Below are 11,155 nucleotides of genomic sequence, written 5' to 3'. Positions count from 1 at the left end.
CCGGAACTACAGTCTGCAGGAGGAAAGCGGCCAGCTGGATGCCTTCGGCGCACCTGAGGTTCGCGTCAACTACTATGACCGGGCAGCTGCGGAATGGGTCAAGGCGAACCAGGCTCGGATAGCTGAGATCGGCGGCCGTGTCCTGTTCCGGGCGCCGCGGCGCCGTGCGGTTTACCGCAACGTGGTCGAAAGCATTGTCGGAACCGTCGCCGACGACCGGCCCGCGACCGTCCCCGAGGACGACCCGCAGGCCGGGGCCGGGGCCGGGGCCGGCGGACGATGAGCGCCGAGGTCGAGCTGTACCGCACGGACGACTATGTCCGGGTCGGTCGGGTGCCGCTCGTCCCGCTGTTGCAGGCCATGTTCGAACGGGTGCTGGGCGAGGCCTTGGTCGGCAGCCGTTTCGAGCTGTCGTTCCTGCCGGTCGCGGACCGCTCCGAGCTGGCGGGTAACCCGTCGGTGGTCAACCTCCGGTCGAGCCACGGCTACGTCCAGGTGCGCATCGTCCGGGATGGTCGGCTGCTCTACCAGCATCCGCACGCGGTCCGGGAGATCATCGCCCGGCCGTTGCAGCGGCTGCTCGCCGAGCAGATACCGGCGGAGACGCACTGGGGGTTCGGTATCCGCGGCCCGGGATTCGATCGGGTGGCACTCGTCCGGCCCGCCCCGGAGGTCGAGGGTCGGGTCGAGGTGACGGTGGGTTCCGGCAGGCCGAGACTCTTCCATCTGGAGGAGATCCACGAGCCCGATCCCCCGACCGCGACCCTCGCTGAGCTCGGCGCCGACATGGCCGCGATACCCGGTGCGGAGGCGGCGGAGGCGGCACCGGCGGCCTCGCCGGGAGTCGCGGTGGTGGTCGACCGTGACGTCGCGGACGCCCTGAAACACCGGATGACGTTCTCGACCGAGGTGGAGGAGGGTGGTTTCCTCGCCGGTCACGTCTACCGTGACGCCGACCGCCCCGGCAGCCACCTCGTGAAGATCACGGCGGCGATCCCGGGGGAGCGGACCGGCGCGTCGCTGCTGCACTTCACCTTCACCGGCGAGAGCTTCCTGCGGATCAACGAACAGCTGGCCAGGAGCGGCCGGGACGAACGGCTCGTCGGCTGGTACCACACCCATCTGTTCCCGGCCACCAGCGAGATCGGGCTGTCATCGATCGACGTCGAGCTGCACACGACCACGTTCCGCCGGCCCTGGCAGGTCGCCGGACTGGTCAACATCGACCGGCATGACCGGGATGACCGAGTGCTGCGCTTCTACCACGCCGAGGCTGCCGAGGCCGGGGCTGGCGCACCCGACGCCACCGCAACCGAGGACATGGTGCTCGCCTCCTACTGGGTGGCGACCGGATGACGGTGCCCATCAGATGAACAGGGCTGCCGGATGAACAGGGCTGTCGGATGAACGCGGAGACGACCGCGTGCCGCGTGCTCGCCTGGGCCGGTGACACCGCCGGATGGTCGGCGCCACCGCCGGTCGGCCCGTTGCGGGAAACCGGCGCGCTCGCCCATCCCGCCGCGGCAACCCTGACGGCGCTGCGGGAGCTGACCCGCGACACGGCCGCGAGGCTCGGGGCGGGATCACCCCCGTTCGCAGACCGGTCGCCGGTCGGTCCGGGGGCGCTGCTGCTGGCCGCCGCGGTCGGCGGGCGGGCTCAGGCTGGCCCGGCGCGGGCGCTCGCCGAAGCGGCCCCGGCACTGCGACCGGCGACCGATGGCTGGGCCGACGCCCTCGCCCGGCATGCCGTGGTCGCGCCGACGCTCGCGGCGTGCCGGGCCGTGCCCGAGCTGGCAGACACGCTGCTGCGGGCGTCCACGCTGACCGCCGTGCTGTTCCGGCCGGCGGCCAGCCGGGTGAGCGCCGGTGCCACCGCGACGGAGGTCGCGGCCGCCACCGATCTGCTCGGTCGACCGCGCGGGCGGGCGGTGCTGACCGCGGCGCTCGCCGGATGGTCACCGGACCCCGCGGTGCTCACCTGGCGCGCGGAACTGCTGACCCGGCTGTCCCACGATCATCCGGGCGTCGTGCTCGACACCTACCTGCTGGCCCGGCTGCGCCACGGCGCCGACTGGGACCGCCGGTTGACCTGGGCGGCCAGGGCGCTGTCCGGTTTCGGTCTGCCCGACGACCTGCCCGTCGCCACCGTCGGATTCTGGGCGCCGCTGGCCGCCCTGAACCAGCGGGACCCGGAACTGATCCGCTCCCGGACGCTCCTGGACGGCCACCGCGACGCGCTGAACCTCGTCCGGCGGTACCGGCTCGGCCTGTCGGCAGGCGCGGCATGAGCGGCCGGATGCGCAGCCTGACGCTCGTCCCGCTGGACCGGACGGCGTTCCACGACCGCTACGTGCTGGCCGGGACCGACGAGCCGGATCTCACCCTCGGTGAGCTGCTGGCCGATCTACCGGCGTTCAGTCGCACCCAGCTGACTCCGGACTATCTGGATGTGCCGGTCGGGCGACTCGTCCTGGAACTGGTCGAATTTGACCCGTCGACCCCGCTCTATCCCCCTCCCGGCCTCGACCTGACGACCCTCGTCGCGGCCCGCTCACCCCAGGACAGCGGGCCGACAACCGGGATCGGCCCCGCTGCCGACGCCGGGGCCGGCATGGCCGGACAGGGCGTGGCCGCGGAACTGGGCCATCCGGAGACGCTGAGCGAGCGGGAAGCCGTCCTGATCGCGCATGATATGGAGATCAACCGGGCCGTCGCGTACCTGGAAAGCGGCCTGTCCGTCCTCATCCGGTGCGAGAAGTTGCTGGTCGAACACCTGGCGCACGAGATCGCCGGGCGGTCCGGCCGGTCGGCGCGGATGCTCCGGCTCGGCGGCGGGTCCGCAGCGGCCGGGATGGCGCCGGGAATGGCGAGCGGCCTGGGGGATGCGACCCCGCTCGGCGGCGGGCGCCGCGCCGAACTGCTGGCCGCACTGCAGGCTGCGGTCACCGATGCCAAGCCGGGTGACGTGGTCGTCGTGCCGCACCTGGATCTGCTGGCCGGCGGCACTGACGCGACGCTGACGAGCGAGGCCCGCGAGCTGACCGACGTCCTCTACGAGCGCAGCGCGTGCGTGCTGCTGGCGTTCACCGACCCGTCCCTGGTGATCCCCGAGGTGCTGGCCAACCGGTTCGCGGTGCGGTTGTCGATCGAGATCCTGCCCCGGGAGGTGACGACCCGCTCCGGCGAGCGGGTGCCGGTCGGCCGGGCGCTGGTCACCCGCGCAGAGGCTGAGCTGTTCGACGGTTTCGACGCGACCGACCTGTACAAGTACGTGGCCGGGATGAACGCCGTCCGGTTCCGCAACGCCCTGCGGTTCGCCTACCACCAGCATCGGCCGGCGATCGGCGCGGCTCGGCGGCCGACCTTCGTAGACCTGCGCCACGAGCTGCGGGTGTTCAAGGCCCGCACATCCAGCTCGTTCGAGGTGCCGAACGTGCCGTTCTCGGCGATCGGCGGCTATGGGGACGTCAAGGCCGAGCTGGAACGGGCGCTGACCATCGTCGGCGGTGCTGTCGACCTGCCCGAGCATCTGCGCCACGACCTGGTGCCACGCGGGTTCATCTTCCACGGCCCGCCGGGAACGGGCAAGACGCTGTTCGCCAAGGCCGTGGCCGCCCGCCTGGCCGCCACGATCCTGGTGGTCAGCGGGCCGGAGGTCACCGACATGTATGTCGGGGAGAGCGAACGCAAGGTCCGTGAACTGTTCGCCGAGGCCCGCCGCAACGCCCCGGCCGTGGTCGTCTTCGACGAGTTCGACTCGATCGCGGCCAGGCGCTCCGGCCGGGACGACGGCGGCAGCCGGGCGGGCAACGCGATCGTGGCCCAACTGCTCACCGAGTTGGACGGTTTCCGGCCCGAGGTGCCAGTTCTGATCATCGGTACGACCAACCGGATCGATCTGATCGATGACGCTTTGCTGCGGCCGAGCCGGTTCCGGCCGATCAGAATTGACCTTCCGCAGGAGGATGCCCGCCGGGAGATCGTCCGGGTGCACGCCGACCACTTCGGTATTCCGGTGAGTCCAGCGCTGGTGGACGGCATTGCGCGGGTCACCGAGGGGCTCAACGGCGACGAGATCCGCTCGGTGTTCCGCGACGGCCGCGCCGACGAGCTGGTCGGAGCCGACCGGCGACGCGCCGACGCCCGCCGGCTCGGCGAGCTGATCGGGGCGCTGAAGGCGGCCCGCGGGCAACGGGAGCGGGAGAAGAACCCCCGGCTCGGTCGTTCCGGTGACGGCCAGCGCCGGGTGACCCTGGTCGTCACGCCCACCGGCGCCACGGCGAACGCCGGCGCCACACTCACCAACGCCACGGTGACTGCCGGCCCGATCAGGCTCACCGGGGTCGCCATGCGCGCTAGCGCCACGGAAATGGTTCCGATCGTCACCAATGGGGAAGAGATCGCCGCGTCATGACCACGACGACACCAGTGCTGGGCCAGCCGACCAGGGTGCTGGCCCGGACCTTCGCCACCCGGCTCCACGACGTCAAGCAGAGCTTCGTCGGCCGGGACGAAGCGGTCGACCTGGTCGCGCTGGCCGTCCTGTGCCGTGAGCACGTCCTGCTCGTCGGGCCGCCCGGAACCGCCAAGACCAGCCTGCTGGAACGCTTCCGGCGGATGCTCGACGCCCGCTACTTCAGCTACCTGCTCACCCGGTTCACCGAACCCGCCGAGCTGTACGGGCCGGTCGACATCCGACGGTTCCAGACCGAGGGTGTCTACCAGGTCAACACGGCCGGGATGCTCCCCGAAGCCGACATCGCGTTCCTGGACGAGGTGTTCCAGGGCAGCTCGGCGATCCTCAACACGCTACTCACCCTCATCAACGAGCGGACCTTCCACAACGGCGCCCAGGCCGTCCCGGCCAACCTGATCACGCTGCTCGGGTCGTCCAACGACATCCCGGACGACCCGGTGCTGGCCGCGTTCAGTGACCGGTTCCTGCTGCGCTGCCGGCTCGACTACGTGCCCGACGACGACATCGAGGATGTTCTCGCGCTCGGCTGGCGGGGCGAACAGACTCTGATCAACCTTGCCGGCGTTCCCGGTCCGTCCGGTCCGTCCGGTCCGTCCGGTCCGTCCGGTCCGTCCGGTCCGTCCGGTCCGTCCGGTCCGTCCGGTCCGTCCGGACGGCTGGACGAGCCGGCCGCGCGGACCCGGGTCGGTTTCAGTCTCGCCGACCTGCTGACCCTGCAACGCGCCGTCGCCGACATCGACCTGACCGCTGTGCGCGGACCGTTCGCCCGCATCGTGCGCTCGTTGCGCGCCGAGGGCGTCGCCTTCTCCGACCGGCGCGCGGTGAAGGCGCAGAAGACGTTCGCGGCGTCCGCGCTGCTCGCTGGACGCGCCGCCGCCGAGCTCGCCGATCTGGCTCCGCTCGTCCACCTGTGGACGAACCCGCGGGACGAACAGACGATGCGCCGGATCGCCGCCGACGCAGGCGTTCCCGTCGACCAGCCGGGCCACACCGTCCGCAGCCTCGGCGAGCTGCGGATCGACCTCACCGAGCTGGTCGGCCAGCGCGAACGGGTCGCCGGGGCCGAGGAGTTCAAGGAGCTGCTGCGGCGCGGTCAGCGGCTCGCCCTGGAACTGCGCCGCGAGCATCCCGACGCCCGCGACCTGCTCGCCGGCGTCCAGCAGCATCAGCGGGAGACGCTGACCATCTTCCGGGAACGATTCGCCGAGGAGGGGCTGGTCGATGTGTAACCCACGTCGGGTCCGCGTCCGCGCCACCCGTGATCTGACCGACGCGTGGGAGCAGGAGGTCCGCCGCCAGGTGACCCGGCGTGGACAGGCCGTCGGGGACGCGCGGGTCCGCGAGCCGCTGGGCAGCAGCATCGGCGCGCCCACCCTGGCCGCGCTGACCGGCGTGCTTGCCCGGACGTCCGGGTGGGAACGGGATGGCGAGTCGTTCCGACACGCCCTCGACGGCGGCTACCTGCTCTACCATCCCGCCACCCGCGAACTGGAGATCGTCGCGGAGGTTGCCGCCGAGGTGGCGGCGTCCGCCGAAGTCGCCACCGTCGTACACGGACAGCTCGCCGAAACCGTCGAAGGTGAGGGCGAAGGCACCTACTACGACGACAACTACGGCGGCCGGACGGAGACCCACGCGCGCCGGGACGCCGAACGCAACGCCGCCCGGGCCGTCGATGCCCAGGTCGACGCGCTGCTCGCCGCCGCCCGGGCGCAGGCCGACGACGCCGAAGGCACCGCTGTGGAAGCCGCCGCCGCGGCCCGCGCGGACGCCGCCCTGGCGCAAGCCGCGACCGCCCGCGTCGAGGCGCTGCGCCGGGAGGCGGCGACCCGGCTGGTCGCCGTCGGCATCCAGGGGCGCAACATCTTCCATCAGGCGCTGGCCGGCGCCTACCGGGACGCGATCCTGGCCTACGCCCGAGCCAGGCGCGCCGAGGGCATCACCTGCTCGGAGAACGGCGGCGTTCTCGACATCGAGTTCGAGCTGCAGATCTGACGGTCTGACGGTCTGATGGCCTGAAGAGCTGTAAATCTGCAAATTCGTGACGGTTCGTGCTGGTTGCGGAACGTGAGGATACGGGGGTGAGAGCATGCGGGTCCGGGTGAAGTTCCGCTACCGCGCCGACACGGGCGAGGTCGAGGTGTTCCGCGTCGAGGACACCGGTGAAGGCGCGCCCGCCATCGACCACGACGCCCGCCACGACCGGGCCGCCGCCGACATCGCGCGCATCGTCGAGAACAGCGCCCTCATCGAGCAGGAAGCTCCGCAGGTCGCACCGGCCGGCCGCGAGCAGGTCGGGCAGCGACCGACCGAGGAGCCCTCGAGCGAACGGGGCGGACAGGCCGAGCGGGCCGAACAGGCCGAACGGGGGCAGCGGCTCCGTGACTGACGCCCCGCTGCTCGACCGGGCCGCGACCTGCTATCTGCGGGCCGGGCAGGTTGCCGAGGCCGCGCGTTGTTATCGGGACGCCGGCTTGTTCCCGCGGTCGGCCGGCCTGTACGCCCAGCTCGGCCGGTACCGGGACGCCGCCGCGGACTACACCGCGGCCGGCCTCGTCCATGTGGCGGCCTGGACACTTGCCCATGTTGTGGGCGACCCGGCCGCCGCCCGCGCATTGCTGCTGGGCCACCCATCCCACCCATCCGGCCAGGCCGGCCAGGCCGAGCCGGCGGTCGCGGCGATGTTCGACGCCCTGTTGCGTCGACTGGTGCTGGCCCGCTGCGATGTCGCCGACGGGCTACCCGACCGGCACATCCTTCCCGTGCTCGCCGACGTCCAGGCGATGCTGGCCGAGCCGCCGGTTACCGAACCCGCCTGGCCTGCGCAATCGGCCTGGCCGGCGCAACCCGCCTGGCCGGCGAACTCCGCCAGCCGCCGGATCGAGGAATGGGCGGTCGCGTTGGCTGAGGTCGCCTACCGCTATGACCAGGTCGCTCTCGTCTTCGCCGCTGCCGTGCGCGGCCGCCGCACCGGCGCGGAACAACGCTGGGCCGCATGGTCGGCGCGGGTGCTGCACACCGAACTGACCCTGCCCTCCGGCGCTGTGTCGACCGGTGCTGTGCCACCGACAGCAGCCGGGGTGTTCTCTCCTGGCGGGCCGTCCGTCGCTGCCGGATCCACGACCAGCCTGTCCGCGGGGTAGCCGATGACCCTGGGTCCTGATGATCGTCCGGCCTCCGGCCAGGGGCGGCGTCCTTTCAGTCTCGACGAGATCCGGCCGGACGAGGTTCCCGTCCCGCAGACATCCCCGCTACCGGAGCCCACGCCCCCGGATGCGATCCCCGTTCCCCAGAACGGATCGACCGTCCGGCCGGAGCCTTCCACCGGACCGCCCAGCCAGCCCGGACCGGACGGGTCCGCTGTGTCCGCCGGCCTTTCTGCGCAGGTGGTGGCACTCGCCGGCAGGTTCGGCTCCGCCTCCGCGGCGCTGGTGTTCGCCGGTTCACTCGTGGCGACCGGGCACCGTGACAACTTCGGGTTCCTGCGGGCCGACGGACCAAACCCGTCGGGCGTCCCGACCGTCGCCGGTTCCGGGAGCTGGTGGGTGGCCGCGGAAATGGACCTCGACCTGGGCCGGGAGCTGGTGTCAACCGCGCAGGGTCGGCTGTATGTCCACGCCGATGGATGGTTCCGGCCGGACCGTGGCTGGGGCGCCATGCCGGTCGCCCCGGTCACACCGGACGGCGACCGTGGGTCGGTGCCCACGTCCGGGCTCCGTCCGGTGAGCGTCGTCGAAGTGGTCCGGACCGCCGGACTCCACCCGGTCGCGGCCGCCACATCCACCGATGCAGTGGTCCTGCTGCCCGGTGCGCTGGCCGGCGAGGTCATCCAACGTGCCCTGGAGCTGGGGCTGTCGGTGAGCTACCGGCCGGTCCGGCTGGGGCCGCTGTTCGACGCCCTGCTGTCCGGTCCTGTGCTGCCCGGGGCTGCTGCCGGACCGTTCGGCGGCGGCCGGGTCGCAACCGAACTGCGGCTGTCCCCTGCATCGGGGGAGACGCTGCCCGCGTCGCTACTGGCTGCGCTCGATCATGACCCGTTCGTGCTGGTCTGCCGGGCCACCGGCGACGGGCTGCTGCTCCAGCACGCCATGGCGTCCGCCCTGCCCGACCCGCTGCTCGCCGACCTGGTGGACGCCGGCACGTGGGTGCTGGCCGACAGCTCCTTCGGCTGCTGGCGGCTGGTCGGCCTGGGCGAGCCCAGCGACGGAGCCGCGCTCGTCCGGCTCGCCGACGGCTACCGGTTGGAACCACCGGACCGGACCATTCCGGTACCGGACACCACGTTGTTGCGGCTGGACGGGCGGCTGGACGGGCAGCCGGTCGCGATCGTGCCGGGCCGCACCAGCGGTGTGGACATCGCCGCGGCGCTCCTCGACGACGCCGATCTCGCCGGCGTCCCGCCGCTGTTGGAGGGGCACCCCCTCGCCGAGATCGCGTTCGTCGTCCGCGGTCGGGACAGGCACCTGTTGCTCGCCCCCGGCGGTTTGCTCGAACGGCTGCCGGTCGGTGAACCGCTGTACCGCCTCGGCCCGGGTCCGCTGTTCCTGCCGGTCGGCTACCGGACGCGCCCGCGACTGCCCGAGAGCGCCCGCCAAGCCCTGTTCGGCGTTGTGGACGACGTTGCCGTGGTGGCGCTGCCGGACCGGGCCGTCGCCTTTGACCTGCGCGCCCGCCAGCCGGTCTGGACGTTGTGGGCCGGTCCCGGTCCCGATCTGGACCTTCAGCTCCCACCGGAGACCGTCGCGGCGCTGGCCGACGTCGACGCACAGGTCACCCCGCGCCCACCCGAGGTGGTGCCGGTTGCCGCGTCGACACCGCAACCGCCCGCCGGCGGCGTGCAACGCGCCCGAGAGCTGTGGAAAAGGCTGCGCAACCGCGTCCCGGACGCACCGTCGGCACCGCGTACCTGGCTGGATGACGCGCTCGAGGCCGAGCTCGCCGACAACTTTGTCGGGGCTGCCGCGCTCCATGAACGCAACGGTGACCCGCTGCGGGCCGCCCATCTCTACGAACGCGCCGCCCGCCAGAACGGAACCCGAATCTCGCCGTGAGGCCCCACCGTCGTCCGAACCCCGCGCCGGCGGTCGTCCGAACCCCGCGCCGGCGGTCGTCCGAACCCCGCGCCGGCGGTCGTCCGAACGATGTGACTTTCGTGTTGCTCCCATAGCAGTGGATTCACATCCTTCGGCCAGCGAGTCCCGTCGGCGGCTGGTGGTTGTCCAGTCCAGCAGACCCGCCGATGCGGGTCTGGTCGTCGGCGGTCGGTGCCAGCAGGGTGCGGACGGTGTCGGCGAGGGTGGCCGCGTCGGGGTGGGGTGGGAGGTGCCGGTGGTAACGCTGGTCGGTGGTGGGGGTGCTGCTGCCGGGTGCGTCGCCGCCGTCGGGGGTGCCGGGGGTGTGGGTGGTCAGGAGTCGCAGGTGGGGTCCGGGGTGGACGGGGTGGTCGTGGGCGAGGTGATGGTGGGTGAGGATCACGGTGGTGGGGTGAGGGGTGTGCACGGCGGTGCGCAGCGCGGTGTGCAGGTCGGGTGGGTGCAGGGTGCGGGCGGTCCAGATGGTGGTCAGGTCTGCGGGGGTGGTCAGGGGGCGTGGCAGGGCGGGCTGGTCGAGGGTGATGAGGGTGGGGTGCTGGCCTGTGCGCCAGAGGGTGACGGTGAGGAGATGGGCGGCGAGGCGGAGGACGGTTTCGACGGGTCCGAACGTGGGTGGGGTGGTGTCGAGGATGATCGTGACCGGGTGGGGTGGTGCGGTGGGGGTGGCGGTGTGGAGGCGGTAGAGGAGGTCGCCGCGGGCCAGGCGCAGGCTGAAAGCGTCGGCGGGGAGGGCGAGTTGGGACGGCAGCAGGTGGCTGATCGTGCCGTGGTGGGTGATGCCGGCGCTGCCGGGGTTGTGGATGGCGGTGGCGGCATGGTCACGGTGGCTGCCGGTGGTCAGGGTGGTGGTGGCGTCGGCGAGGAGCGTCAGGTGTGTGCCGGTCAGCGGGGGCATGGCCGGGGCGCGGTCGCGGAGCCGTAGCGGCAGGGTGGGGTCGGTGGTGATCGCGTCGGGTCCGATGATGGCGAGGAGGGCGGTCAGTCGCCCGTCGATGCGGTTGGCGGCGGCGACGAGCCGGTCGATGTTCACCGGTGGTGGGCTGGGTGTGCCGGCCGGGCTGTGGAGAGCGGTGTGCAGCATGTCGCGCTGGCCAACCGGGCTGCTGCCCGCCGGTGGCAGATAGGCGGGGTTGGTGTGCAGGTCGGTGGCGAGGAGTGCGGCGAACCCGACACGGGCGGGCGGTGGCCAGGCCAGCTGGCGGAGACGGATGATCCCGGGGTGGGTGGCTAGTGCCCGGATCCGCGGGTCGTACAGCGTGCCGCCCGCATCGCCCAGCTGGCCTGTTCCACCCATCAAATGATCATGGCTGGGTGGGGTGCCGGGCCGGGCGGCTCTACCTGCTGTGATCGCAATCAGGTCGTGGATGGTCGACAGCGGCGGCCACAATTCACCCGCGCCCAGCAGGATCAGACCGGCCGTTTCCGTCTGCCACCGGGACGGGACCGGATCAGCCGTGACGGCCGCATCCGGCCGCGGTGGCGGCACTGTCACGTTCCAGATCCGCACCGTGGCGTCGGCGCTGCCGGTGGCGAGTAGCAGCCGGCCGTCGGGGCCGGTCGCCCACGCCACCGACACGACCGCGCC

At 72.3% G+C, this 11,155-nt stretch carries 9 protein-coding genes and 1 pseudogene; 9 read left to right on the top strand and 1 reads right to left on the bottom strand.

Features of this window, described 5'->3' with window-relative positions; translation table 11 throughout:
* From U9983_RS05145 to U9983_RS05105, 9 genes are all read left to right on the top strand, one after another.
* The coding region (locus U9983_RS05145; RefSeq protein ID WP_322752916.1) for a hypothetical protein at window positions 1-283 on the top strand (283 nt) is incomplete at its 5' end.
* Window positions 280-1,356 carry a JAB N-terminal domain-containing protein gene (locus U9983_RS05140; RefSeq protein ID WP_322752915.1) on the top strand — a complete coding sequence of 359 codons (1,077 nt, stop codon included), beginning with the start codon at window positions 280-282 and terminating at the stop codon, window positions 1,354-1,356. The genes U9983_RS05145 and U9983_RS05140, both read left to right, overlap by 4 nt.
* 47 nt (window positions 1,357-1,403) lie before the next feature.
* Window positions 1,404-2,288, top strand: a complete 885-nt coding sequence (locus U9983_RS05135; protein ID WP_322752914.1) for a hypothetical protein — start codon at window positions 1,404-1,406, stop codon at window positions 2,286-2,288.
* An 8-nt stretch (window positions 2,289-2,296) separates the two neighbouring features.
* The gene (locus U9983_RS05130; protein ID WP_322752913.1) at window positions 2,297-4,414 is read left to right on the top strand and encodes an ATP-binding protein; all 2,118 of its coding nucleotides are present in this window, start codon (window positions 2,297-2,299) and stop codon (window positions 4,412-4,414) included.
* Window positions 4,411-5,706, top strand: a complete 1,296-nt coding sequence (locus U9983_RS05125) for an AAA family ATPase (protein WP_322752912.1) — start codon at window positions 4,411-4,413, stop codon at window positions 5,704-5,706. Before U9983_RS05130 ends, U9983_RS05125 begins: the two co-directional genes overlap by 4 nt.
* Window positions 5,699-6,472, top strand: coding sequence for a molecular chaperone DnaJ (locus U9983_RS05120; protein WP_322752911.1), 774 nt, complete (start codon window positions 5,699-5,701; stop codon window positions 6,470-6,472). The genes U9983_RS05125 and U9983_RS05120 overlap by 8 nt, the downstream gene beginning before the upstream one ends.
* A 94-nt stretch (window positions 6,473-6,566) precedes the next feature.
* Window positions 6,567-6,866 carry a hypothetical protein gene (locus tag U9983_RS05115; protein ID WP_322752910.1) on the top strand — a complete coding sequence of 100 codons (300 nt, stop codon included), beginning with the start codon at window positions 6,567-6,569 and terminating at the stop codon, window positions 6,864-6,866.
* Window positions 6,859-7,620, top strand: a complete 762-nt coding sequence (locus U9983_RS05110; RefSeq protein ID WP_322752909.1) for a hypothetical protein — start codon at window positions 6,859-6,861, stop codon at window positions 7,618-7,620. Before U9983_RS05115 ends, U9983_RS05110 begins: the two co-directional genes overlap by 8 nt.
* A 3-nt stretch (window positions 7,621-7,623) precedes the next feature.
* Window positions 7,624-9,528: a hypothetical protein gene (locus U9983_RS05105; protein WP_322752908.1), complete on the top strand. Its 1,905-nt coding sequence runs from the start codon at window positions 7,624-7,626 to the stop codon at window positions 9,526-9,528.
* A 124-nt stretch (window positions 9,529-9,652) separates the two neighbouring features.
* Here U9983_RS05105 and U9983_RS05100 read toward each other — a convergent pair.
* Window positions 9,653-11,155: pseudogene (locus U9983_RS05100) on the bottom strand (hypothetical protein); the annotation flags it as partial.

The sequence above is a fragment of the Protofrankia sp. Cas3 genome (genome assembly GCF_963555955.1).
Taxonomy (GTDB): Bacteria; Actinomycetota; Actinomycetes; order Frankiales; family Frankiaceae; genus Protofrankia.
The sequence above is the reverse complement of the archived record's forward strand: the minus strand, read 5'-3'. Positions and strand labels throughout refer to the sequence as shown.

Excerpts from the sequence above, each read along its gene's own strand:
- U9983_RS05140 (WP_322752915.1), top strand. The coding sequence starts at position 280 with ATGAGCGCCGAGGTCGAGCTGTACCGCACGGACGACTATGTCCGGGTC.
- U9983_RS05135 (WP_322752914.1), top strand. The coding sequence starts at position 1,404 with ATGAACGCGGAGACGACCGCGTGCCGCGTGCTCGCCTGGGCCGGTGAC.
- U9983_RS05105 (WP_322752908.1), top strand. The coding sequence starts at position 7,624 with ATGACCCTGGGTCCTGATGATCGTCCGGCCTCCGGCCAGGGGCGGCGT.
- U9983_RS05115 (WP_322752910.1), top strand. The coding sequence starts at position 6,567 with ATGCGGGTCCGGGTGAAGTTCCGCTACCGCGCCGACACGGGCGAGGTC.
- U9983_RS05130 (WP_322752913.1), top strand. The coding sequence starts at position 2,297 with ATGCGCAGCCTGACGCTCGTCCCGCTGGACCGGACGGCGTTCCACGAC.
- U9983_RS05120 (WP_322752911.1), top strand. The coding sequence starts at position 5,699 with ATGTGTAACCCACGTCGGGTCCGCGTCCGCGCCACCCGTGATCTGACC.
- U9983_RS05125 (WP_322752912.1), top strand. The coding sequence starts at position 4,411 with ATGACCACGACGACACCAGTGCTGGGCCAGCCGACCAGGGTGCTGGCC.